Origin of the sequence: Nonomuraea sp. B10E15 (assembly GCF_039871615.1) — a bacterium.
GTDB lineage: Bacteria > Actinomycetota > Actinomycetes > Streptosporangiales > Streptosporangiaceae > Nonomuraea.
In genome coordinates, this window is record NZ_JBDPMB010000029.1 from 48,572 (window position 1) to 70,594 (window position 22,023).

At 71.3% G+C, this 22,023-nt stretch carries 22 protein-coding genes; 10 read left to right on the forward strand and 12 right to left on the reverse strand.

The genetic code is table 11. From position 1 onward, the window contains the following. The first annotated feature begins 18 nt into the window (after positions 1-18). Together iolD and ABGB14_RS44470 are read left to right on the forward strand one after the other, a co-directional pair. On the forward strand, positions 19-1,869 hold the full coding sequence (gene iolD / locus ABGB14_RS44465; protein ID WP_347649923.1) for a 3D-(3,5/4)-trihydroxycyclohexane-1,2-dione acylhydrolase (decyclizing): 1,851 nt from the start codon (positions 19-21) through the stop codon (positions 1,867-1,869). Between the two features lie 62 nt (positions 1,870-1,931). Further along, the gene (locus tag ABGB14_RS44470) at positions 1,932-2,948 is read left to right on the forward strand and encodes an AI-2E family transporter (RefSeq protein ID WP_347649924.1); all 1,017 of its coding nucleotides are present in this window, start codon (positions 1,932-1,934) and stop codon (positions 2,946-2,948) included. On the opposite strand, the gene ABGB14_RS44475 is transcribed toward ABGB14_RS44470, so the two are convergent. Both ABGB14_RS44475 and ABGB14_RS44480 read right to left on the reverse strand, forming a co-directional pair. Next, on the reverse strand, positions 2,914-3,396 hold the full coding sequence (locus ABGB14_RS44475) for a GNAT family N-acetyltransferase (RefSeq protein WP_347649925.1): 483 nt from the start codon (positions 3,394-3,396) through the stop codon (positions 2,914-2,916). The genes ABGB14_RS44470 and ABGB14_RS44475 overlap by 35 nt on opposite strands. Before the next feature lie 41 nt (positions 3,397-3,437). Further along, complete coding sequence (locus ABGB14_RS44480; RefSeq protein WP_347649926.1) at positions 3,438-3,986, reverse strand: DivIVA domain-containing protein; 549 nt, start codon at positions 3,984-3,986, stop codon at positions 3,438-3,440. 112 nt (positions 3,987-4,098) lie between these two features. On the opposite strand from ABGB14_RS44480, the gene ABGB14_RS44485 reads away from it, so the two are divergent. Both ABGB14_RS44485 and ABGB14_RS44490 read left to right on the forward strand, forming a co-directional pair. Next, positions 4,099-4,920: an ATP-binding cassette domain-containing protein gene (locus ABGB14_RS44485; protein ID WP_347649927.1), complete on the forward strand. Its 822-nt coding sequence runs from the start codon at positions 4,099-4,101 to the stop codon at positions 4,918-4,920. Then, on the forward strand, positions 4,917-5,588 hold the full coding sequence (locus ABGB14_RS44490; RefSeq protein WP_347649928.1) for a hypothetical protein: 672 nt from the start codon (positions 4,917-4,919) through the stop codon (positions 5,586-5,588). Before ABGB14_RS44485 ends, ABGB14_RS44490 begins: the two co-directional genes overlap by 4 nt. A gap of 45 nt (positions 5,589-5,633) precedes the next feature. Here the strand turns inward: ABGB14_RS44490 and rlmN are convergent, their stop codons facing one another. Next, positions 5,634-6,734, reverse strand: a complete 1,101-nt coding sequence (gene rlmN, locus ABGB14_RS44495; RefSeq protein WP_347621931.1) for a 23S rRNA (adenine(2503)-C(2))-methyltransferase RlmN — start codon at positions 6,732-6,734, stop codon at positions 5,634-5,636. 119 nt (positions 6,735-6,853) lie between these two features. Here rlmN and ABGB14_RS44500 point away from each other — a divergent pair, with 119 nt between their 5' ends. Continuing rightward, positions 6,854-7,873 carry a suppressor of fused domain protein gene (locus ABGB14_RS44500; protein WP_347649929.1) on the forward strand — a complete coding sequence of 340 codons (1,020 nt, stop codon included), beginning with the start codon at positions 6,854-6,856 and terminating at the stop codon, positions 7,871-7,873. Here the strand turns inward: ABGB14_RS44500 and ABGB14_RS44505 are convergent. The 7 genes from ABGB14_RS44505 to ABGB14_RS44535 all read right to left on the reverse strand — a co-directional run bounded on the left by ABGB14_RS44505 (position 7,870) and on the right by ABGB14_RS44535 (position 14,284). Beyond that, positions 7,870-8,709, reverse strand: coding sequence for a phosphatidate cytidylyltransferase (locus ABGB14_RS44505; protein ID WP_347649930.1), 840 nt, complete (start codon positions 8,707-8,709; stop codon positions 7,870-7,872). The genes ABGB14_RS44500 and ABGB14_RS44505 overlap by 4 nt on opposite strands. A gap of 117 nt (positions 8,710-8,826) precedes the next feature. Then, positions 8,827-9,384 (reverse strand): ribosome recycling factor, encoded by a 558-nt coding sequence (gene frr / locus ABGB14_RS44510; protein ID WP_347649931.1) that lies wholly within the window; start codon positions 9,382-9,384, stop codon positions 8,827-8,829. Between the two features lie 43 nt (positions 9,385-9,427). Then, positions 9,428-10,126, reverse strand: a complete 699-nt coding sequence (gene pyrH / locus ABGB14_RS44515; RefSeq protein ID WP_347649932.1) for a UMP kinase — start codon at positions 10,124-10,126, stop codon at positions 9,428-9,430. Positions 10,127-10,271: 145 nt separating this feature from the next. Continuing rightward, the gene (gene tsf, locus ABGB14_RS44520; protein ID WP_347649933.1) at positions 10,272-11,105 is read right to left on the reverse strand and encodes a translation elongation factor Ts; all 834 of its coding nucleotides are present in this window, start codon (positions 11,103-11,105) and stop codon (positions 10,272-10,274) included. A 255-nt stretch (positions 11,106-11,360) separates the two neighbouring features. After that, positions 11,361-12,287, reverse strand: coding sequence for a 30S ribosomal protein S2 (gene rpsB / locus ABGB14_RS44525; protein ID WP_347649934.1), 927 nt, complete (start codon positions 12,285-12,287; stop codon positions 11,361-11,363). Between the two features lie 231 nt (positions 12,288-12,518). Further along, on the reverse strand, positions 12,519-13,172 hold the full coding sequence (locus tag ABGB14_RS44530) for a response regulator transcription factor (protein ID WP_347649935.1): 654 nt from the start codon (positions 13,170-13,172) through the stop codon (positions 12,519-12,521). Then, positions 13,136-14,284 carry a histidine kinase gene (locus ABGB14_RS44535; RefSeq protein ID WP_347649973.1) on the reverse strand — a complete coding sequence of 383 codons (1,149 nt, stop codon included), beginning with the start codon at positions 14,282-14,284 and terminating at the stop codon, positions 13,136-13,138. Before ABGB14_RS44535 ends, ABGB14_RS44530 begins: the two co-directional genes overlap by 37 nt. A 128-nt stretch (positions 14,285-14,412) precedes the next feature. On the opposite strand from ABGB14_RS44535, the gene ABGB14_RS44540 reads away from it, so the two are divergent. Continuing rightward, complete coding sequence (locus tag ABGB14_RS44540; protein ID WP_347649936.1) at positions 14,413-14,553, forward strand: hypothetical protein; 141 nt, start codon at positions 14,413-14,415, stop codon at positions 14,551-14,553. A 60-nt stretch (positions 14,554-14,613) separates the two neighbouring features. On the opposite strand, the gene ABGB14_RS44545 is transcribed toward ABGB14_RS44540, so the two are convergent. Further along, positions 14,614-15,228 carry a helix-turn-helix domain-containing protein gene (locus ABGB14_RS44545; protein ID WP_347649937.1) on the reverse strand — a complete coding sequence of 205 codons (615 nt, stop codon included), beginning with the start codon at positions 15,226-15,228 and terminating at the stop codon, positions 14,614-14,616. Between the two features lie 73 nt (positions 15,229-15,301). Between ABGB14_RS44545 and ABGB14_RS44550 the strand changes: the two genes are divergently transcribed. Continuing rightward, the gene (locus ABGB14_RS44550) at positions 15,302-16,717 is read left to right on the forward strand and encodes an MFS transporter (protein ID WP_347649938.1); all 1,416 of its coding nucleotides are present in this window, start codon (positions 15,302-15,304) and stop codon (positions 16,715-16,717) included. Positions 16,718-17,583: 866 nt separating this feature from the next. Here ABGB14_RS44550 and ABGB14_RS44555 read toward each other — a convergent pair. Continuing rightward, positions 17,584-17,760: a hypothetical protein gene (locus ABGB14_RS44555; RefSeq protein WP_347649939.1), complete on the reverse strand. Its 177-nt coding sequence runs from the start codon at positions 17,758-17,760 to the stop codon at positions 17,584-17,586. A gap of 375 nt (positions 17,761-18,135) precedes the next feature. On the opposite strand from ABGB14_RS44555, the gene ABGB14_RS44560 reads away from it, so the two are divergent. The 3 genes from ABGB14_RS44560 (at position 18,136) to dprA (ending at position 21,897) form a co-directional block, all read left to right on the forward strand. Beyond that, a complete protein-coding gene (locus ABGB14_RS44560; RefSeq protein ID WP_347649940.1) occupies positions 18,136-18,495 on the forward strand; it encodes a YraN family protein in 360 nt (119 codons plus the stop codon). Next, positions 18,495-20,045 (forward strand): YifB family Mg chelatase-like AAA ATPase, encoded by a 1,551-nt coding sequence (locus ABGB14_RS44565; RefSeq protein WP_347649941.1) that lies wholly within the window; start codon positions 18,495-18,497, stop codon positions 20,043-20,045. The genes ABGB14_RS44560 and ABGB14_RS44565 overlap by 1 nt, the downstream gene beginning before the upstream one ends. A gap of 601 nt (positions 20,046-20,646) precedes the next feature. Further along, a complete protein-coding gene (dprA, locus tag ABGB14_RS44570) occupies positions 20,647-21,897 on the forward strand; it encodes a DNA-processing protein DprA (RefSeq protein ID WP_347649942.1) in 1,251 nt (416 codons plus the stop codon). The last annotated feature ends 126 nt before the right edge of the window (positions 21,898-22,023 follow it).

Below are 22,023 nucleotides of genomic sequence, written 5' to 3' on the forward strand. Positions count from 1 at the left end.
ACCGGCGGAGGAGGTCCCATGACGACCCGGCTGACCGTGGCGCAGGCCGTGGTGCGGTTCCTGGCGCAGCAGTGGAGCGAGCGCGACGGCGTGGAGCGGCGGTTCTTCGGCGGCTGCGCCGGCATCTTCGGCCACGGCAACGTCGCCGGCCTCGGCCAGGCGCTGGCCACCTCCGCCGGCGACCTGCCCTACCACCTGACCCGCAACGAGCAGGCGATGGTGCACACCGCCGCCGCCTACGCCCGCGCCGGCAACCGGCTGACGACCCTGGCCTGCACCACCTCCATCGGCCCCGGCGCGACCAACATGGTCACCGGCGCGGCCGGCGCGACGATCAACCGGCTGCCCGTGCTGCTGCTGCCCGGCGACATCTTCTCCACCCGCGTGGCGAGCCCCGTGCTGCAGGAGCTGGAGGACACCCGCTCCTACGACATCTCGGTCAACGACTGCTTCAAGCCGGTCTCCCGCTTCTGGGACCGGATCAACCGCCCCGAGCAGCTCCCGTCCGCGCTGCTGGCCGCCATGCGGGTGCTCACCGACCCCGCCGAGACCGGCGCGGTGACGCTGGCGTTGCCGCAGGACGTTCAGGCGGAGGCGTTCGACTGGCCGGACGAGCTGTTCGCCCGCCGCGTGTGGCACATTCCCCGGCCGCGCCCTGAGCGCGCCGCCCTGGCCAGGGCCGCCGAGCTGATCACCTCGGCCGAGCGCCCGCTGATCGTCGCGGGCGGCGGCGCGATCTACAGCGAGGCCACGGACGAGCTGCGCGCCTTCGCCGAGGCGCACGGCATCCCGGTCGCCGAGACCCAGGCGGGCAAGGGCGCGCTCCCCCACGGCCATCCCCTCGCGATGGGCGCCGTCGGCGCCACGGGCACCACGGCCGCCAACGCGCTGGCCCGCGAGGCCGACGTGATCATCGGCGTGGGCACCCGCTACAGCGACTTCACCACCGCCTCCCGGACGATCTTCGCCCCCGGCGCGCGGTTCGTGAACGTCAACATCACCGGCTTCGACGCCGCCAAGCTGTCCGGCCTGCAACTGGTCGCCGACGCCCGCGAGGGGCTGGCCGACCTGGGCCAGGCGTGCGCGGGATGGAGCACACCACCCGCCTACCGCGCCCGGGCCGCCGAGCTCACCCGTGCCTGGGACGCCGCCGTCGACGAGGCGTACGCGCTGGAGGGCTCGCCGCTGCCGCAGTCGGCGGTCATCGGCGCGGTCAACGCCGCGGCCGGCGACGACGGCGTGGTCGTGTGCGCGGCCGGATCCATGCCCGGCGACCTGCACAAACTCTGGCGGCCCAGCGGCCCGGGCAGCTACCACGTCGAGTACGGCTACTCCTGCATGGGCTACGAGATCGCGGGCGGCCTGGGCGTCAAGATGGCGGCGCCGGAGCGCGAGGTGTTCGTGCTGGTGGGCGACGGCTCCTACCTCATGATGGCCCAGGAGCTCGTCACGGCCGTCTCCGAGGGCATCAAGCTGATCGTCGTCCTGGTCGACAACTCCGGTTTCGCCTCCATCGGCCGCCTGTCCGAGAGCGTCGGCGCCGAGCGGCTCGGCACCTCCTACGCCCGTCGCGACGGCGACCCGCTCCCCGTCGACCTGGCCGCCAACGCGGCCAGCCTCGGCGCCTCGGTGCTGCGCCCCGAATCGGTCGCCGACCTGCGCAAGGCGCTCGACGCGGCCCGGTCGGCGACGGAGACCACCGTGATCCACGTACGCACCGACCGGCTGGCGGACGACGCACCATCGTCGGAAGCCTGGTGGGACGTGCCCGTGGCGCAGGTGGCGACGACGAGCGCCACCTACGCAGCGCGCGAGGCGTACGAGTCCGGCAAGCGCTCCCAGCGCCCGCACCTCGCCCCGCCGGCCTGACCTGGGTTGCCCCCGATCTTCCGAGGGAAGGCCTCTGACCAGGCACGATCGGGGGGTGGGGCATGGGACCGTGGCGGTTGCTCGGGTGGCTCGCGGTCACGGCGGTGGCCCTGTTCTGCCTGTACCACGTGCGTACGGTGGCCATCTCCATCGTCATCGGCGTGTTCCTGACCGCGTTGCTGCTGCCGCCGGCCCGCTGGCTCAGGTCACGAGGGCTCAACAGGGCGGCGGCCACCGCGGTCACGTTCGTCGGCGGGCTGGTGCTGGCGGGTGCGCTGATCGCGCTGCTGGTGCCGCCCACCGTCGCCAGCGTGTCGGAGCTGCGCACCAGCGTCGACCAGGTGCTGCGCGACGTGCACCGCCTGGTCGCCGCCGTCGGGCTCGACGACCAGCGGCTCCTCACCCAGGCCAGGGACTACCTGTCGGGGCAGGGCGGGCAGATCACCACGGGGGCGCTGGCCGGGGTCAGGACGGTCGGCGAGGTCGTCGTCGGAACCGTGCTGGCCGCCATCCTGTCGGTCTACTTCGTGCACGGCGGCGACCGGCTCTTCCGCTGGCTCGTGGACCTCGCACCCGCCTCCGCCAGGACCCGCCTGACCAGGACCGGCGATCTGATCTTCGCCGTGATCGGCCGCTACATCCGCGGGGTGGCGATCGTGGGCGCGTTCGACGGGTTCTTCATCGGGCTCGCGCTGTGGATCCTCGGGGTGCCGCTCGCGCTGCCGCTGGCGGTGCTGACGTTCGTGGGGGCGTTCCTCCCGGTGGTGGGGGCGTTCATGGCGGGGCTGCTGGCCGCGGTGGTGGCGCTCGTGGCCAAGGGCTGGCTGGTGGCGCTGATCGTGGTCGCGGTGACCGTGGCCGTGCAGCAGCTGGAGGGGCACGTGCTCGCGCCGCAGATCTACGGCAAGGCCCTCGACCTGCCCGGCGCGGTCATCCTGGTCGCCATCACGGTGGGCAGCGTGATCGCGGGCATCACCGGCGCGTTCCTGGCCGCTCCCGTGACCTCCGTGATCGTCGCCCTGGTGCAGAGCAGGAGGAAGGCGGTCAGAGAGCCAGCTCCAGCTCCAGGTAGTGCCTGATCGGGATGCCGTCGGACTCCGCGGGGATGGCGGGTTTGAGCTCGCGCGCCTCGTCCGCCGCGTTACGGTGCAGGGCGACGAGGTCGAAGCCGTAACGCTGGTAGAAACGCAGGGCACGCGTGTTGTCGTTCGTGGTGATCAGCGTGAGCCGCTCCATCCCGCGTGCGGACGCGAGGGCGCGCACGGCGTCGAGCAGGGCCCGGCCGGCCCCCTGCCCGGGCAGCACGGCGTCGACCGTGACGATCTCGACGAACCCGTCACGATCGAGGTAGGTGAGCACGCCCGCCACCTCGCCGCCGCTCTCCGCGACGAAGCCGGGCAGCTCGACCGCGTCCACCAGCTCTCCGCGACCCAGCGCGATCACGGTGGTGCCGCCCCAGCTCTCGCTGAGCACGCGGGCCACTGCCTCGGTGTCGTCAGGGCCGACGGGCCGCACCGATACCGCCATGGACCTCATTATGAGTCATGAGGCACCTGCCTGGAGAGCGTCTAGTTACGCTGGTCGAGGACTTCGGCGATGTCGGCCAGGAAGGAGTCGACGTCCGCGATCAGATAGCCGGACCGGAACATCACGGTGGAGAACGTGGCCTCCCGCACCTCCTTCGCCGTGAGCGGATAGTCGGTGGTGCCGCGCAGAGTGGCCACGATCCGGTCGAGGAAGGCGTCGATCTCGTCCTCGTTGTAGCCGGCGCCCATGCGTCCGGGACGGAAGGCCACCCGCTCGACGCGTGCGGCCTGGGTCTCGAACCATTCCTCCCGCACCATCTCGCCGGTGGGCTCGGCCATGGCCAGGCGTACCGGCCGCTTGGCCTGCGTCTCCAGGGCCACCACGAACGCTTCGAGCGCGAAGTCGACGGCGGTCTCCTGGTAGCCGCCGCGTTTGGTGCGGAACGTCGCACCGCGCACCTCGTCGGCGGTGACGGGCTCCATGGTGTGCGAGCCCCTGCCGAGGGTCGACTCGATCCGCCCGATCAGGGCGTCGACTTCGGCGGGGTCATAGCCTGAACGCATGCCCATGACCCGCGGAAAGCGGTTCAAGCCTTACTCCTCTTGAGATGGCGCCGGGACCTCTATTTTGACATTTCCAGCGTGTTCACTGATGCGGTCTTTTATCACGACGATGCGCCCCCGCCTATACCGTTACAGCACCATGCGTCTCTCCCACGTGTCCTTCCGCTACCGGCGGCGCGATCCGCTGATCATCGAAGACGCCGGCGCCGAGCTCTCCCCCGGCGACGTGATCGAGCTGACCGGGGTGAACGGAGCCGGCAAGTCGACCCTGCTCCGCCTCCTCGCGGGCCTGGCCAGGCCGAGCGCGGGCACGATCACCGGCCGCCCGGCGGTCGTCGGCTTCGCCCCCGACCGTTTCCCCGCGGGCCAGCCTTTCACGGTGACGCACTACCTGCGGCACATGTCACGGGTGCGCGGCGGCGCCCGCTGGGAGCCGTGGGCGGAGCGCCTTGCCATGGGCCACCTGCTCGGTCTCCCGCTGGGCGAGCTGTCGAAGGGCAGCGCGCACAAGGTGGGGCTGGTCCAGGCGCTGATGGCCGAGCCGGGGCTGCTGCTCCTCGACGAGCCGTTCGCCGGGCTCGACGCCGGCACGCGCGCGGCGCTGCCCGCGATCGCGGCCGAGGTGGCCGCCGGGGGCGGCATCGTCGTCGCCAGCGACCACCAGGGCGGCCTGCGAGCCCTGCCCGGTGTCCGCCACTGGTCGATGGTCGCCGGCCGGCTGAAGGAAGGCACGCCGGACACCCCCGCGCCGGAAGCCGAGCCCGCCGCAACCGGGGTCGCCACCACCGCGCGGGATTCCCCGCCCGCCGCGGCCGCGCTGCGCTCGCGCCCCCCGGGCGGGCCGTCCGAGCGCCGGCACGCGACCGTGGCCGTGACGCTGCCGGCCGCCGACGTCCAGCGGTTCGTGGCCAGGATGCGCGGCGAGGGTTACCAGGCCCGCGAGATCGAGGAGAGCCGATGATCGCCCTGGCCGCCTTCCGCCTGGCCGCCTACGTCCGGTCCCACCGCGTCTACCAGGCGCTCCTGCTCGCCCTGGCCCTGCTGGCGATCCTCTACGGCAGCCGCGCCCCGAAGGGCGAGGAGACGTCCGTGCTCACCGACGGCGCCGTGCTGATCGTCGCGGTGCTGGCGTGGGCGGCGAGGAGCCTGCTCGACACCGAGCCTGACCGGCAGCGCGAGATGTCGGCCATCCAGGCGGGCGGCCGGGGCAGGGAGGTGGCCGCGGGACTCATCGCGGCCTTCGCGGCATGTGCCGGGCTCGCCGCGATCGCCTTGGCCTGGGCCCTGCTGCTCGGCGTGAGCGCCACCCCGCCGCCCGCCGTGCTGGCCGCCGTGATCGCGCTGTATGCCCTGGCCGCGCTGGCCGGAACGGCGCTGGGTGCGCTCACCAGCCGGGCGATCGTGCGCTCTCCCGCCGTCTCGATCACGGGGCTGCTGCTCGGCTTCCTGGCGACGCTGCTGGTCAGCACCTCGCCCCTCTACTGGCTGACCGTGCCGCTGATCCCCTGGATGCGGGCCGCGAACGCCGGCGACCTGCTCGGCCGCTTCCCCGAGCTGGCCGCCCTCTCCCTGGCCTGGTGCCTGATCGCCCTGGCCGGCTACGCCTGGCGCCGCCTCAGGACGAGCTAGGCACCACCGGCGTGTTCCTGCCGGCGCCCCTGGACGTGCCCGCACTCACTCGGCGGCGGCGAGCTGCCCGCACGCGCCGTCGATCTCGCGCCCGCGGGTGTCGCGGACCGTCACGGGCACGCCGTGGAACTGCAGCCGTCGTACGAAGGCCCGCTCGTCCTCAGGCCGCGACGCCGTCCACTTGGAGCCCGGCGTGGGGTTGAGCGGGATCAGGTTGACGTGCACCAGTTTGTTCTTCACCAGCTTGCCGAGCAGGTCGGCCCGCCACTCCTGGTCGTTGATGTCCTTGATCAGGGCGTATTCGATCGAGACCCGCCGCTTGGTCCTCGCCGCGTACGCCCACGCCGCGTCGAGGACCTCGGCCACCTTCCACCGCGTGTTGATCGGCACGAGGGTGTCGCGCAGCTCGTCGTCGGGCGCGTGCAGCGACAACGCCAGCGTGACCGGCAGCCCCTCGTCGGCGAGCTTGCCGATGGCGGGCACCAGCCCCACCGTGGATACGGTGACGCCGCGCGCGGAGATGCCGAGGCCGTGCGGCGCGGGCTCCACCAGCCGCCGCACCGCGCCGATCACCTGCTTGTAGTTGGCCAGCGGCTCGCCCATGCCCATGAACACGACGTTGCTCACCCGGCCGGGGCCGCCCGGCACCTCGCCGGCGGCCAGCGCCCGAGCGCCGGAGACCACCTGCTCGACGATCTCGGCGGTGGACATGTTGCGGGTCAGGCCCGCCTGGCCGGTGGCGCAGAACGGGCAGTTCATGCCGCAGCCGGCCTGCGACGACACGCACATCGTCACCCGGTCGGGATAGCGCATCAGCACCGACTCGACCAGCGCGCCGTCGAACAGCCGCCACAACGTCTTACGGGTCGTGCCGCCGTCGGTGGCCATCTCCCTGACCGGCGTGAGCAGCTCGGGCAGCAGCGCGGACAGCTTCTCGCGGGACGCGGCCGGCAGATCGGTCATCGAGCCGACGTCGGTGGTCAGGCGCTCGAAGTAGTGGCGCGAAAGCTGGTCGGCACGGAACGCCTTCTCGCCCAGCTCGGTGACCGCGGCCCGCCGATCGGCCATCGACAGGTCGGCCAGGTGCCGTGCGGGCTTGGCTCGCCGGGGCGCGACGAAGGTGAGCTGGCCTGGGGGCTGGGACACGTTGCCGCCTTTGCTTGAGGGGTTGTCGGCCAGGGTAATGAACGTTGGGATAGGAGGTGGCATTCCTGGTGTCGGTTGGGCTCGCGTCGCGGTTGCCGCCCGATCTACAGTCATCTCGTATGGCGATTTTCCGGGCGGCAGCTGGCGAGAGCGGCGCCGAGGTCGTCCTCGCCGCGGGCAATCCGTACGGCAGCCGGACGCTCGTGGTCGAGCGTGATGAGGACTCCTCGGTAGCTTACCTGTGCTCACCCGACGGCACGGTGCACGGCGCCGTGTGGCTGGCCAACCACCGCCCCGCCCCGCCCGTGGTCGACCTGGCCAGGATCAACGCCGGCCTGCCGCCGCTGATGCCGAGGGCCGGCACACTGCACCCCGAGGGCCGCCGTCCGCTCGGGCAGCTCAGCGCGCTGTGGTTCGAGGAGGGCGACGGCGTGGCCCTCTACGAGGACGACGACCTGCTGGCGGTCATCCCCGGCTGGGCCGACATGAACCGGGGCATGCCCGGCTACGCGCGCGACGCGGTGGGCGAGTCGCCGTTCGCGTGGGCGCTGTCGGAGGCGCTCGAAGGTTTGCGCCCGCGCATCTCCAACGCCGAGTCCTACTGGCGCTGGCGGCACGGCGAGGGTTCGTGGCCGTCGTTCCAGCAGTTCGTGATGGGCCATCTGGACCGCGCGCTCGGCCCGGCGGGCCGGTACTGGGACGCCGGCGGCGAGCGGCTGCCGACCGTGGGCATCACCGAGCGGCCACCGCACCGCGATCGCGACTACACCGTGTTGTCGACGGTCGGGATGAGCTGCCAGCGCATGCCCACGGTGGAGCAGTGGATCGACGAGCCGGGCGCGTACGCCAGGATCGAGCTGGCCGTGGCCACCCGGGAGGACCCGAAGGACGCGGCGCTGCTGCTGGTGTGGTTGTCGCAATATCCGTGGCATTCGGTCACGTGGCTCGGCCACGGGCACACGGCGAAGTGGTATCACGAGCCTGCGACGTTCCCGCTGGGGCCGCAGTATTCGGGGGTGCTGATGATGCACAGCCCACCCCACATGCCTGACATGTCGGGGTTCGCGTTCGGGGGCGAGGCCGTACGGTGGCTCTGGCTGACCCCCGTCACGGCGCAGGCGCTGGAGACACACCGCTAGAAGAACAGCGTCATCAGCAGCCAGGCCGGCACCAGCACCGTCACCAGCGAGTCGAGCCGGTCCATCAGACCGCCGTGGCCGGGCAGGATCGTGCCCAGGTCCTTGATGCCGAGATCCCGCTTGATCATCGACTCGATCAGATCGCCCGCGGTCGCCAGCACCGCCGCGAGCCCGCCGATCAGCGCCCCCTGCCAGAGCTCGCCGCCGAGCAGCCACGTCACCAGCCAGCCACCGACCGCCACGCACGCGACGAGCGACCCGGCGAAGCCCTCCCAGGTCTTCTTCGGGCTGATGACCGTCATCTGGTGACGGCCGAACAACACCCCGGCGACGTAGCCGCCGATGTCGCTGGCGATGGTCACCGCGATGAAGATCAGCACGCGGTGGTCGCCGTCGTCCGGCTTGAGCAGCAGCGGCACGAACGCGGCAAGCAGGCAGGGGTAGAAGAGCGTGAACACCGACGCGGACGCGTCGCGTACGTAGCCGTCGGTGCCGTCACCGAACATCCGCCAGATCAGCAGGACGAGCGCGAACCCGGCGAACGCGGCCAGTAACCAGACCGAACCGCCCCAGTAGGCCGCCACCTGCATGGCCACCAGCCCGGCGAGCACGGGCGCGACCGGCACCTTGATGTCACGGGTGGCGAACGCCCTGATCAGCTCCACCGTGCCGACGCCGACGGCGCCCGCGACCACCACGAGGAACAGCTCTTTGACCGTGTAGAGGGTGCCGAGGACCAGCGCGCCCAGCACGACGCCCACCGCGATCGCGGCAGGCAGGTTTCTGCCGGTACGGCTGCCGCCGCTCGAGCTGGTGCCAGCCGTACTTTTTTCCACAGTGTTCTCCAAAGCCGCGGCCCCCGCCGTCCGGGCGAGGGCCGCAGAGTGCATGCCCGCTGCCTTCGCCCCATGGGCAGGGGCCCACCGGAGGCGGCCCGCCGCCGGGCGCCCCGCTCAGACTTCGAGCAGTTCGGCTTCCTTGACCTTGAGCAGCTCGTCGATCTTCGCGACGTGCTTCTGGGTGATGTCGTCGAGCTCCTTCTCGGCCCGCCTGACCTCGTCCTCGCCCGCCTCGCCATCCTTCATCATCTTGTCGAGGACCTCCTTGGCGGACCGGCGGATGTTGCGCACCGACACCTTGGCGTGCTCGCCCTTGTTCCTGGCGACCTTGATGTATTCCTTGCGGCGCTCCTCGGACAGCTCCGGGAAGGTCACGCGGATCACCTGGCCGTCGTCGGTCGGGTTGACGCCGAGGTCGGAGTCGCGGATGGCCCTCTCGATCGCGGACATGGAGCTCTTGTCGTAGGGCTGGATGAGCACCATGCGCGCCTCGGGCACGTGGAACGACGCCAGCTGCTGGATCGGCGTCGGCGTGCCGTAATATTCGGCGTTGATCTTGTTGAACATCGAAGGGGTGACCCGGCCCGTACGGATGCTCGCGAAGTCCTCCTTCGCGACAGACACGGCCTTGTCCATTTTGTCCTCGGCTTCGAGGAGGGTTTCGTCGATCACAGCGGCTCCCTGTCTTCTAGCTGGCGGTGTCGGGCTCGCTCGCTCATTTGCCTGCGGGACTGACCAGCGTGCCGATCTTCTCACCGCGGACGGCGCGCAGGATGTTGCCCTCGCCCATGAGGTCGAAGACCACGATCGGCAGATCGTTGTCCTTGCACAGGCTGATCGCGGTGGCGTCCATGACCGCGAGGTCGCGGAGCAGCACCTCGCCGTAGTCAAGGTGGTCGAATCTGACCGCATCCGGATTCTTGCGGGGGTCGGAATCGTAGATCCCGTCCACCTGTGTGCCCTTGAGCAGCGCCTCGGCGCCGATCTCGAGCGCCCGCTGGGACGCCGCGGTGTCGGTGGAGAAGAAGGGCGACCCGAGCCCGGCGCCGAAGATGACCACGCGGCCCTTCTCGAGATGCCTGATCGCGCGGCGTGGCAGGAACGGCTCGGCCACCTGCTGCATGGTGATGGCCGTCTGCACGCGTGTCTCCACGCCCCGCCGTTCGAGGAAGTCCTGCAGGGCCAGGCAGTTGATGACCGTGCCGAGCATGCCCATGTAGTCGGCTCTGGCCCGGTCGATGCCTCCTTGCGAGAGGGTGGCGCCGCGGAACATGTTGCCGCCGCCGACCACGACCGCGACCTGCACACCCTCCTGGACCGCCTCGGTGATCGAGTCGGCCAGGTGGTCGACGATCACCGGGTCGATGCCCAGCGGCTCGCTGCCGGCGAACGCCTCGCCCGACAGTTTCAGCATCACCCGTTTCCACCGCAGCGGGTTCGGCGGGTGTGGAGACGAGGAAGCCGCCGTCCGTGGGGATTCGTGGGCTGGCTCCCGGTGTTCCTGCACGGCGGCGGCCTCCTTCGTTCGGCGGTTCGTTGAGCTGGCGGCTTGCCTAAGCCTAAGCCTGACCGACCTTGAAACGGACAAAGCCGAGGACCTCGACGCCGTTCTCCTCGGCGTACTTGCCCACGCTCTTCTTGCCGTCCTTGACGAAGGTCTGCTGGAGGAGGGTGAAGTCTTTGTACCAGCCGTTGACGCGGCCCTCGACGATCTTGCCGATCGCGGCCTCGGGCTTGCCCTCCTCGCGGGTCATCTCCTCGAAGAGCTTGCGCTCCTTCTCGACGACCTCGGCGGGTACGGAGGCCGCCTTGAGGTATTGCGGGGCCATCGCCGCGGCGTGCTGCGCGACGTCCTTGGCGACCTCGGCGTTGGGCTTGTCGAGCTGGACCAGCACGCCGACCGCGGGCGGCAGCGCCGGGTCGGTGCGGTGCATGTAGGCGCCGACGTAGCCGCCCTCCAGCACCGCGAACCGGCGGATCTCGATCTTCTCGCCGAGCGCGGCGTTGGCGGTGTCGAGGTGGTCCTTGACGGTCTTGCCGTCGAACGAGGACTCCAGCAGCGCCGGCACGTCGGCGGGCCTGTTCTCGAGGATGTGCGCCACGACCTGGGCGGCCAGCTCCTGGAAGCGCTCGCCCTTCGCCACGAAGTCGGTCTCGCAGTTGAGCTCCAGGAGCGCGGCGGCGGAGTCGCCGTCCTGCTTGAGCGCGACGAGGCCGTTGGAGGCGGTGCGCGCCTCGCGCTTGCCCACGTCCTTGGCGCCCTTCAGGCGCAGCAGCTCGATGGCGCGGTCGAAGTCGCCACCGGACTCCTCGAGCGCCTTCTTGCAGTCCATCATGCCGGCAGCGGTGATCTCGCGAAGCCGCTTGACGTCGGCCATGTTCACGGAAGCCATTGCTCTTATTCCTTGTGAAATTTCGTCGTCGTGGATCGGGCGGGCGCCGTGATCGGCGGCCCACCCCGGGGTCGGCACGGCGGGCGCGTGCCGTACAGGAACTCTGCCTCGGTCGGGGGCGCGCACCGGCCCGGCCCTACTGCTGCCTCGCCCGGTATGCTGCCCAGCCTCGCCGCGGCCTATCACCTGTGCGGGCCCGGCTTCGCCAGGCCGGGACGCGCCCCCGTCGGCGGGGACGCGTCCCTCGATCAGCCGTCAGCCCTGCTGCTCGGGCTTGTCCTCGGCGGGGGCCTCGGCCGCGGGAGCGGTCTCGGCGGGAGCCTCGGCCGCGGCGGCCGGCTCGGCGGGAGCGGCCTCGGCCGGGGCCTCCGGAGCGGCGGAGTCGGCCTCGTCCGCCGGACGCTCGCCGGTGCCCTGCTCGATGAGCTCGCGCTCCCACTCGGCCAGCGGCTCGGCGGCGGCCGGCTTCTCGTCACCGCGGGCGGCGCCGGAGCGGGCCATCAGACCGGCGGCGACACCGTCGGCGACGACCCTGGTCAGCAGCCCGACGGCGCGGATGGCGTCGTCGTTGCCCGGGATCGGGTAGTCGACCTCGTCGGGGTCGCAGTTGGTGTCGAGGATCGCGACGACAGGGATGCCGAGCTTCTTGGCCTCGCTGATCGCGATGTGCTCCTTCTTGGTGTCGACGACCCACACCGCGCTGGGCACGCGGCCCATGTCACGGATGCCGCCGAGCGTGCGCTCGAGCTTGTCCTTCTCGCGCCGGCGCATGAGGAGCTCCTTCTTGGTGAGCCCCGAGGCGGCGACGTTGTCGAAGTCGAGCTCCTCGAGCTCCTTCAGGCGCTGCAGCCTCTTGTGCACGGTGGAGAAGTTGGTGAGCATGCCGCCCAGCCAGCGCTGGTTGACGTAGGGCATGCCGACCCGGGCCGCCTGCTCGGAGATGGCCTCCTGAGCCTGCTTCTTCGTGCCGATGAACAGGATGGTGCCGCCGTGGGCGACGGTCTCCTTCACGAAGTCGTAGGCGCGGTCGATGTAGGACAGCGACTTCTGCAGGTCGATGATGTAGATGCCGTTGCGCTCGGTGAAGATGAAGCGCTTCATCTTCGGGTTCCAGCGCCGGGTCTGGTGACCGAAGTGAACGCCGCTCTCGAGCAGCTGTCGCATGGTGACGACGGGGGCCATGTGCTGGTCCTCCAGGTCTGGGCGCCCTGCGGATGGGCGCGATTCTCGGTTGTGACGCGACAGCGCGTGTCTGCCGCCCTGATGCCCCGAAACCGCTCCAGCCGGGCGCCTGGCCCGGACCGACGGCGCGGTCCGCAATGAGGCATGCGAAGTCGGCCTGTGCCACAGGCCACCGGAAAGTCTACCTCCCACGCCGCCTCAGGCCGACCGCATGTGGTCAAACGACGCGGGTCAGCCCGGTTCCGCCCTCAGGTAGGCCAGTACCGCCATGACCCGGCGGTTGTGATCGTCGCTCGGCGGCAGGCCGAGCTTGGCGAAAATGTTGTTGGTGTGCTTGGCGATGGCCTTGTCCGTGACGAGCAGGCGGGCGGCGATCGCGGCGTTCGACAGGCCCTCGGCCATGAGCGCGAGCACCTCGCGCTCCCTGGGGGTCAGGCGGCCCAGCGGCTCGTCGCGCTTCCTGCGGGCGAGCAGCTGGCCGATCACCTCGGAGTCCATCGCCGTGCCTCCGGCCGCCACGCTGCGCACCGCCTCGACGAACTGGTCGACGTCGCCGATCCGGTCCTTCAGCAGGTAGCCGACCGCACCCGCCTGGTCGGACAGCAGCTCACGGGCGTAGAGCTGCTCGACGTACTGCGACAGGATCAGCACCGGCAGCCCCGGCCGTCGCCTGCGGGCCTCCAGCGCGACGCGCAGCCCCTCGTCGGTCAGGGTCGGCGGCAGCCGTACGTCGACCACGGCGACGTCGGGCCGGTGGCGGGTCAGCGCGCTGAGCAGCATCGGCCCGTTGCCGACCGCCTCGACCACCTCGAACCCGGACGCCGACAGCAGGCGGACGAGCCCGTCCCTCAGGAGGGCGAGATCTTCTGCGATGACAACGCGCACGGTATCTCCACGATGAATTCGCTCGGCCCGCCGGCCGGGCTGCGGACGTCGAGCGTCCCGTCGAACGCCGACAACCGGCGCCTGATGCCGTCGATGCCGGTGCCGCCCGCGTCGGCGCCGCCCTTCCCGTCGTCGCCCACCACCAGCCGCAGGACGCCTTCCGAGTGGCACAGCCGCACCCACGCGCGGCGGGCGCCGCTGTGCTTGGCCGCGTTCGTCAGGGCCTCGGCGGCGGCGAAGTAGACCGCGGACTCGACGGGCGCCTCCGGCCGGGCGGGCAGGTCGATGTCGACGTCCACCGTGAGGGGGACGTGCAGCGCGGCGGCCTCAAGCGCCCCGGCCAGACCCCGGTCGGCCAGCACGGGAGGGTGGATGCCGTTGACCAGGTCGCGCAGGTCGGTCAGGGCCTGCCCGGCCGACTCCCACGCCTCCTCCACCAGCTCGCGAACCTGACCGGGATCGCTCGCCCGCCTGGCCAGGCCGAGGTTCATGCGCACCGAGACCAGCCTGGCCTGCGCGCCGTCGTGCAGGTCGCGTTCGATCCTGCGCAGCTCGGCCGCCTGCGCGCTCACCGCCGCGGCCCTCGACTCGGTCAGCTGCCTGATCCGGTCCGTGTCACCGGGGCGCAGCAGCAGCTCCGCCAGCCGCGCCTGCGCCTTGTGCAGGAGTGGTACGGCGGCCACCGCGACGGCGACGATGGCGACGAGCGCCAGAGACAGGGCGACCGTGAGCTGGCTGCTCGGCCGCACCGTCTGCAGCCTCCAGAGGACGGCGTCGGCCGACAGCACCCCGCCCACGAGGAGCACACCGCCCGGGCCGGTCACGGCCTGCACCGTCAGCCAGGCCGTCTCGCGGGCGTGAGCGCCCTCCCGCGCGTGGGCGCTCTCCGGCGCCGCCGGCTCGTGGCCGAGCGCGCGGGCCGCCCAGGCCAGCTGGAACGTCGCCAGCCCGTGGACCATCGACCGCACCCGGGCCAGCGGGCGCACGCCGAGCCCGCCGATCGGGACCAGCGCCGCGCACCCGGCGAGCAGCAGGAGGAGCGCCCATGCCGCCACGCCGGCGGCGGCGTTCAGCAGCAGGCCGCCCACGGGCTCGGCCATGCGGCGCATCATGCTCACCCGAGCAGTCTGCCCGCTCCGCACGACCGGCGCGGTAGACCTGACCCCACCATCAGGGTGGCGAAATTCCACCGGCACAGGGGACGCACGGCGGTGGCCCCGTCACGCGGAGGCCGGGTTTCATGACTGCAGTGACCGGCCTGGCGATGTGGTATGGCGACGCGCTCGCGGTCGACCAGGCGATCCAGCTGAGGCACAGAGCCGAGTCCATCGAGCAGCGGTTCGCCCGGTTCGTCGAATGGTGCCGGTCGGCCACGTCGTGATCGCGCGGGGCATGCCCGGTCGGGACGCGGTCGCCGCCCTCGGTGGGCCTGCGGAGGTTGTCAGGGCGCGTCGTGGTCCTCGGTGGGCAGGCCGGGGGCGACCCGCTTCGCGACCGGGAACAGGCTGATATGCGCCTCGGCGATCCTGGCCCCGCCCGGGGCTTGGTCCTGGCTGCGGAAGCGGGCGACGTACGGCTCGATCAGCTTCTTGATCTCCTCGTTGAGCCGGCCGAGTTCCTGGGCGTCGACCCTGATCCTGGTGCGGCTGAAACCGCTCGCGTAGCGCCACTCCTCCGTGTCGTTGTCGAGGTTGGCCCAGCTGCGTTCCGCCTCCTCGCGGGCCTCCTTGTTGAACAGCGCTATCAACGACTTCTTCGCCTCGCGCACCTCCGGCGGGTCGCCGGGACTCACACCCACGCCGATCGGGGTGTCCACGACCTTCCACAGTCGTTCCCTGCCGTCGCCGCGGGGCGGCGCGTCCTCGACGAAACCGTATTTGGCGAGCATGCGCAGGTGATAGCTGGCGGCGCTGGGCGTGATGCCCGCGTTCTCGGCCACCTCGGTGGCGGTGGCGCTGCCCTCGTCGGCCAGTTGGGTGAGGATCGTCAGCCGCGCCGAATGCGCCAGCGCCCGCATCGCCTTCGGATCGCTGAGCCAACCAGGTTCCCGCGTCATGTGCCCACGGTACCTCTGCCCGCGGATATCTGAAAGGTTGCCTTCACAACTCTGAAGGATTAGCTTCACATCTATGAAGGAAACCTTTCACACTCGGCGTGGGCGTGCCGTCGAGCACCCAGCCGGCGGACCGCCCGATGCGGGCAGCCCGACCATCGGGCCCGTCCCCCCGCTCGAAGCCGCCGCCGCTCCGCTGCGCAAGCAGCGCGACTACCGCCTGCTCTGGACGGCCAGGACGGTCTCGATCACCGGATCAGAGGTGTCCAAGCTGGCCATCCCCCTGACCGCGGTGACCCTGCTGACCGCATCGCCCTCACAGATGGGCCTGCTGACCGCGGCCGCCTCGGTGCCCGCCCTGCTGTTCGGGCTGCAGTCGGGGGCGATCGCCGACCGGCTCACGCGGCACCGTCCCCTGATGATCGCGTGCGAGCTCGTCTCCTGCGCGGCCGCCGCCACCGTGCCGGTCGCCTGGTTGCTGGGCGTGCTGAACGTCGCCTGGCTGATCATCGTGGCCCTCGTGATCGGCACGGCTGGAGTGCTGTTCAGAGCCGCGAACTTCCCCCATCTGGCGGCCGTCGTCCCCTCCGGGCAGCGCACCGAGGCGATGGCCGGCCTGCAGGCGTCCTACTCGGTGGCCTCCGTGAGCGGACCAGGGCTGGCCGGGCTCCTGGTGCAGGTGCTCACGGCACCGCTGGCCGTCCTGGCGGAGGCGCTGTCGTTCCTGGCCTCGGCCCTGCTGCTGCGCTCCATCCGCACCCCGGAACGGAACGAACCGGCCGCCTCCCGGGGGATGTGGCGCGACGTCAAGGAAGGACTGAAGGTCAGCGTCACCCATCCGGTCCTGCGCGCGCTGCTCGGCGCGGGCGTCACGATCAACTTCTTCGCGATGGCGTTCACGGCCGTCTACATGCTCTACATGGTGAACACCCTCGGCATCCCCAAGGGCGTGATCGGTGTCCTCATCGCGTTGAGCGGGGCGGGTGGCCTGCTGGGCGCCTGGCTCTCGGCCCGCCTGTCCAAACGCTACGGCGAGAACCGGGTCCTGCTCGCCGCCGTCCTCTTCTTCCCCTCGGAGATCCTCGCGGTGGGACTGCTGACCGGCCCGCTGTGGTGGAAACTGTCGGTCCTGGCCGTGACGGGCACGCTCACAGGCGGCATCGTGGTGGCCTTCGCCACCTGCATGGGCGCGATCACCCTGAGCGAGACCACCGCCGAACTGCGCGGCCGGGTCAACGCGACCATGACGTTCGCGGTGCAGGGCGTCCTCGCCCTCGGCGGTCTGCTCGGAGGCCTTCTCGCGGAGGCGATCGGGCTGCGTCCGGTCATCCTGGTCTGCGCCGCGGGCATCGCCCTGAGCACCCTGTGGATCTGGACGTCTCCACTGCGTCCGCGCCGTACCAGGTTCAGGGCCTCGGGCGAGCCAGGCGCCGACCCGGCACTCTCCTCTTCTCTTGACGACCTCCTCAACTCCAAGCCCCGGGTCTCCTGAACGACCCGCCGATCAGCGTGGTCTCGCACCCCAAATCAGCGCCCGGCCTGTGGACAACCCAGCGTCCTCCACAGAGCGGCGTTCACCGACCCGCCGCCAAGGCGCCGTAGCCGAAACTCGCGCCATGACCGCCTGCCCACCGGCCCGCCACCACCCGCAGTCCCCCGGCACCGCCCCGACGACCCTCACCACCACCCGCACGGCGCTGACAACCGCCGCCTCCACCAGCACGGCCCAGACAGCCCTCACCACCACCCGCAGCGCCTTGACGGCCCTCACCACCACCCGCACCGCCTTGACGGCCGTCGTTCTCGCGGCCACCGTCCTCGCTGTCCCAGCACCCGCAGCGGCAAGGGCCTCACCGCCCGCATGGCGCTGGCCGCTGGACGGCCGCCCTCGCGTCATCCGCCGATTCGCTCCGCCCCCGGAGCCCTGGCTGGCAGGTCACCGCGGTGTCGACCTGGCCGCCCAGGAAGCCGCCCCGGTGCTGGCGGCAGGCGCGGGCACGGTCCGATTCGCCGGTCCGGTCGGCGGGCGGGGCGTGGTCACGGTCGAGCACGCAGGTGGCCTGCGCACGACGTACGTACCGGTCACGTCATCGGTGACACAGGGCCAGTCCGTCGAACAGGGAGCCAAGCTGGGCGTGCTCGAGTCCTCGACCGATCACTGTCAGGCGCCGTGCCTCCATTGGGGTCTCCTCCACGACACCCGCTACCTCGACCCTCTCCTCCTCCTGGGCCACGCCCCCATCCGCCTTCTCCCGTTCTGGCAGGCGGACTCCACGGCAGGCCCTGATCCTTCAGGCCACCACGGTTCCCCGTCACCGTCCGACCTTCCCACCACGCCACCAGCGCCGGCACGTTCGGTCACCGTCGCTCCACCGCAGGCGAGATCGGCCGCGATCCCCCTTCGACCAGCGCCCGCCGCGGCAGCAACCACCGCACCCGTTGCACGAGCGCCCGCAGCGAACCGGCCGACTGCCGGTCCACCAGCGACGTTCGCCACCGCTCCCGCCGCGCGACCGGTCCATAAGGCACTGCCATCCACCACGCCCTCGCCGTTTCTCGCGCGTTCGGCTTCGGCCACCCCGCTTGTGAGCGCGATCGCCCTGGCCGCGCTACTGGGCGGGTTCCTTCTCCTCAACCTCGCCACGACCGTATGCCGACGCCTGCGTTCCCGCCCCCTCTCTCGCCGACATGCCGCGCCACAGGGCCGCCACCGCAAGCAGCGTCGCAGGAGAGGCGCCCGCGACCCCCGGCCGCACCGCGGTCGGCGGTCGCGGGCGACTGATGACCGGCTCGGCCCTTATCCACAACCTCCCGGTAACCCACCCCGCCATCCCCAGAACCCCGTTCGGCCGACCTCGCTCCACCCCCATCCACGAGAGTCGGGGCCCGACAGCCAGACGGAGGTGGCACATGCCCGCAAACAAGAGACTCGGCCTCGGCAGACAGGGCGAGCAGCTAGCCGTGACCTATCTGGAGGCACAAGGGATGAAAGTGATCGAGCGTAACTGGCGCTGCCGTCACGGCGAGATCGACGTCATCGCCGAAGAAGGCCCCCGCCTGATCGTGGTCGAGGTCAAGACACGATCGGGCACGTCCCACGGCACAGCCCTGGAGGGCGTGAGCCGGGCCAAGCTGGCCCGGCTTCACCTGCTGGCGGCGAAATGGCTGGCCACGCAGCAACGCACCTTCGACACCGTGCGCGTGGACGTGATCGCCATCGAGCGCTTCGCCGGCGACTTCGCGCTGCGCCACGTGCGAGGGGCGATCTGATGGCCGTGGCCCGCACCCGCAGCGTGGCCGTCGTCGGAGTCGCCGGGCGCACCGTCGAGGTCGAGGCCGACGTGGGCAACGGACTGGCCGGCATCCACCTCATCGGCCTTCCCGACACCGCGCTCAGCGAGGCTCGCGACCGAGTCAGGTCGGCGGTCGTCAACAGCGGTTATCCCTGGCCCGATGCCCGCATCATCGTCAGTCTCTTCCCCGCCAGCCTGCCCAAACGCGGATCCCAGTTCGATCTGGCCATAGCCGTCGCGATCCTCGGCGCGGCGGGAGTGATCCCTGCTGAGCGCATCGCGGAGCCGTTCTTCCTGGGTGAGCTCGGCCTCGACGGCCGCATCAGACCCGTGCGCGGCGTCCTCCCCTCGGTGCTCGGCGCCGCCGGGCACGGTGCCGCCGGGCACGGTGGCGCCACGGTCGTCGTGCCCGCCGCCAACTCGGCCGAGGCGGCCCTGGTGCCCGACGTCAAGGTCGTCCCCGTGTCCGGCCTGCGCCAGCTGGTCGAGTGGCTGCGCACCGGCGACGACCCGCCCGAGGCCCGGACCGGCGACATCGTGGAGCCTCAGAGCTCCGCCCCCGTCCCCGCAGCCGACCTGTCTGACGTCGTCGGCCAGCCGGTGGCCCGTCGAGCCCTCGAAGTGTGCGCGGCAGGCGGCCACAACCTGTGGATGCTCGGCCCGCCCGGCACCGGCAAAACCCTGCTGGCCGAACGCCTCCCCACCCTGCTGCCGGATCTGGAGCTCGATCATGCCCTGGAGGTCACCGCCATCCATTCCGTCGCGGGTGTGCTGCCGCCCGACTCACCCATGATGAGCAGGCCGCCGTTCGTCGCCTCGCACCACACGGCGACGTCCGCCGCGATCATCGGCGGCGGCAGCACGGTCGTGCGCCCGGGGGCGGTCTCCCTCGCTCACAGGGGCCTGTTGTTCATGGACGAGGCTCCCGAGTTTCCCCGCCATGTCCTCGACTCCCTGCGGCAACCGTTGGAGTCCGGCCGGGTGACGGTGTCCAGATCCGCGGGATCGGTCACGTTCCCGGCGCGGTTCATGCTGGTCCTGGCCGCGAACCCCTGCCCCTGCGCCCAGGCCGACGACAAGAGCGAGACGTGCAGATGTTCCCCCACCACCAGACGTCGCTATCTCGGCAGACTCTCAGGCCCGCTCCTTGACCGCATCGACATGAAGGTCACGGTCGTCCGCTCGTCAAGGCGCGAGCTCCTGGCCGACCGCCAGTTCGTGGAGACCAGCAGGACGGTGGCCGAACGCGTGCTGGTGGCCCGCGACCGAGCCGCCAAGCGCCTGGCCGGCACCCCCTGGCGCACCAACGCCGAGATCCCCTCCTCCATGCTGCATGCCGACTACCGCCCAGGGGAGGCGGCCATGCGGCCCATGACGTCCTGCCTCGACTCCGGCATCCTCACCGCACGCGGCCTCGACCGGGTGGTCCGGGTCGCCTGGACCCTCGCCGATCTGGCAGGCAAGGACCGCCCGGAGGAGGACGAAACCACCGGCGCCCTCAGTTTCTGGCTGGGAGTCACGTCGTGACACCGCCGGATCCTTCCGCCGGCGCCCCGATCGCCGCCGCGCCCCTTCCAGCTCGGACTTCCAGGTTCTCGAGAGGCCCTCCCCCTGGGCTCCAAGACCTCCGCACGCGCCCGCCGCGTCCGCGCCCTGCGCCGGCTCTGCCCCGTCTCCGAACGCCCCGTTGGCCCTCCCATCGTCCATCCCACTCCACGAAGGCACCGTCAGCCCCATGCCATCCACTCCCGCCGCCCCAGCGACCACGACGCCTCGGCCCTCTGCCTCCAATCCAGCCGTCCCGCCCGCCCAGCAGTTCCACATCCAGGTCACGAGTGCCCAGACCTCACCCGTCCAGGACGTGAGCGGCCAGACCTCACCCGTCCAGGACGTGAGCGGCCAGACCTCACCCGTCCAGGACGTGAGCGGCCAGACCTCACCCGTCCAGGACGTGAGTACACAAACCTCTCCCAGCCAGGAGACCCCCGCTGCGCCGGCTCCTCGCACGCCGGACGCCGGATCCTCACAAGCACCTCGACCCCCCGCGGACGGTGAGCGGGCTACGGTCGCCATGACCCGGCGATCAGGGCGACCGGAGACAGACGAGCTGGTGGCCAGGGCTGCTCTCATGCGCGCCGCTGACGTGGGCGACCCGGTCATGGGCCGCCTCGTCGCCCAGTACGGCGCGCCGGAGGCGGCGGCGGCGATCCGTGCACGCGCCTTGCCATCCGACTTCGCCGCCCAAGAGGCCCGGCACGAGCGCCCGCCCGACCTGACCCGCCGCCTGAACGCCTGGTACGCCCGCCTGGCGACCGCCAAGCCCGCAGCCGACCTGGAATCAGGCGAGAAAGCCGGAGCCAGGTTGATCATTCCCGGCAGCCAGGAATGGCCTACCCAGCTGGACCAGCTGGGGCCGAGCCGCCCCCTCGGGCTGTGGTTGCACGGCACGGCCGACCTGCGCTTCGCGTGCCTCAAGTCCGTCGCCGTGGTCGGCGCCCGCGCCGCCACGTCATACGGTTCGCACATCGCGGCCCAGTTCGGTGTCGGTCTCAGCGAATCAGGCTGGACGGTCGTGTCAGGTGGCGCCTACGGCGTGGACGGGGCGGCCCACAAGGGGGCTCTGGCATCGGATGCACCGACGGTGGCCGTTCTGGCCTGCGGCGTGGACGTCTGCTATCCGAGCAGCCATGACACCCTGTTCGCGGCCGTCAGGGAGCGGGGGGTCGTGATCAGCGAGTGCCCACCGGGCGTCCATCCCACCCGGGCACGTTTCCTCATCAGAAACCGCCTGATCGCCGCCCTGTCGAGAGGCACCGTGGTGGTGGAGGCGGCGTTGCGCAGCGGCGCGCTCAACACGGCCGCCCATGCCCTCTCCCTCAACAGGCACTTGGGGGCGGTGCCTGGCCCGATCACTTCGAGCATGTCGGCCGGCTGTCACCGGCTCCTTCGGGAGCGCAAAGCGGTATGTGTGACGACCCCGGAGGAGATGATCGACCTCGTCGGCGTGATAGGCGACGATCTTGCTCCGCAGAGCCGGGTGGCCGCTGTCTCCAGGGACAAACTCAACGACTCCACCAAGAGGGTGCTGGACGCGGTCCCTGCCCGAGGCGGCGCCGGTCCAGCCTCCATAGCGGTTGCCGCGGGAGTCAGCCTGGATGTGACCTTGAGCGCGCTGGGCGGCCTGGCAGCCGCAGGCTACATAGAACGCGCCGCCAACGGCTGGCGCCTGCGCAAGCCGGCAACGAGCTATCGCAAGGCTCCCGAGTCAACCGCCCTACAACCCCCACCCACCGCGGAAGCCGCCGGACAGGCGGACGATCCTCCGTTTCCGGACGACCTGCCCGTGCCCTACCAGGCGGCGGGGAGGATGGACGCCTGACGGACGTGTCACGGTCCCTGACCCGCACCGCGTCACCGGGCGGGGGCGGACATGGTGACGGCCATCGCGTGATCCTTGGAGGGCCTGCATCAAGACCGTGGGAGAGCACCGCGATGGCCGCACACA

What these genes read in the sequence shown, in the direction of transcription:
- iolD (WP_347649923.1), top strand. Translation starts at nt 19, where the DNA reads ATGACGACCCGGCTGACCGTGGCGCAGGCCGTGGTGCGGTTCCTGGCG.
- ABGB14_RS44470 (WP_347649924.1), top strand. Translation starts at nt 1,932, where the DNA reads ATGGGACCGTGGCGGTTGCTCGGGTGGCTCGCGGTCACGGCGGTGGCC.
- ABGB14_RS44475 (WP_347649925.1), bottom strand. Translation starts at nt 3,396, where the DNA reads ATGGCGGTATCGGTGCGGCCCGTCGGCCCTGACGACACCGAGGCAGTG.
- ABGB14_RS44485 (WP_347649927.1), top strand. Translation starts at nt 4,099, where the DNA reads ATGCGTCTCTCCCACGTGTCCTTCCGCTACCGGCGGCGCGATCCGCTG.
- ABGB14_RS44490 (WP_347649928.1), top strand. Translation starts at nt 4,917, where the DNA reads ATGATCGCCCTGGCCGCCTTCCGCCTGGCCGCCTACGTCCGGTCCCAC.
- ABGB14_RS44500 (WP_347649929.1), top strand. Translation starts at nt 6,854, where the DNA reads ATGGCGATTTTCCGGGCGGCAGCTGGCGAGAGCGGCGCCGAGGTCGTC.
- pyrH (WP_347649932.1), bottom strand. Translation starts at nt 10,126, where the DNA reads ATGCTGAAACTGTCGGGCGAGGCGTTCGCCGGCAGCGAGCCGCTGGGC.
- tsf (WP_347649933.1), bottom strand. Translation starts at nt 11,105, where the DNA reads ATGGCTTCCGTGAACATGGCCGACGTCAAGCGGCTTCGCGAGATCACC.
- rpsB (WP_347649934.1), bottom strand. Translation starts at nt 12,287, where the DNA reads ATGGCCCCCGTCGTCACCATGCGACAGCTGCTCGAGAGCGGCGTTCAC.
- ABGB14_RS44535 (WP_347649973.1), bottom strand. Translation starts at nt 14,284, where the DNA reads ATGATGCGCCGCATGGCCGAGCCCGTGGGCGGCCTGCTGCTGAACGCC.
- ABGB14_RS44540 (WP_347649936.1), top strand. Translation starts at nt 14,413, where the DNA reads ATGACTGCAGTGACCGGCCTGGCGATGTGGTATGGCGACGCGCTCGCG.
- ABGB14_RS44545 (WP_347649937.1), bottom strand. Translation starts at nt 15,228, where the DNA reads ATGACGCGGGAACCTGGTTGGCTCAGCGATCCGAAGGCGATGCGGGCG.
- ABGB14_RS44550 (WP_347649938.1), top strand. Translation starts at nt 15,302, where the DNA reads ATGAAGGAAACCTTTCACACTCGGCGTGGGCGTGCCGTCGAGCACCCA.
- ABGB14_RS44555 (WP_347649939.1), bottom strand. Translation starts at nt 17,760, where the DNA reads ATGGCAGTGCCTTATGGACCGGTCGCGCGGCGGGAGCGGTGGCGAACG.
- ABGB14_RS44560 (WP_347649940.1), top strand. Translation starts at nt 18,136, where the DNA reads ATGCCCGCAAACAAGAGACTCGGCCTCGGCAGACAGGGCGAGCAGCTA.
- ABGB14_RS44565 (WP_347649941.1), top strand. Translation starts at nt 18,495, where the DNA reads ATGGCCGTGGCCCGCACCCGCAGCGTGGCCGTCGTCGGAGTCGCCGGG.
- dprA (WP_347649942.1), top strand. Translation starts at nt 20,647, where the DNA reads ATGCGCGCCGCTGACGTGGGCGACCCGGTCATGGGCCGCCTCGTCGCC.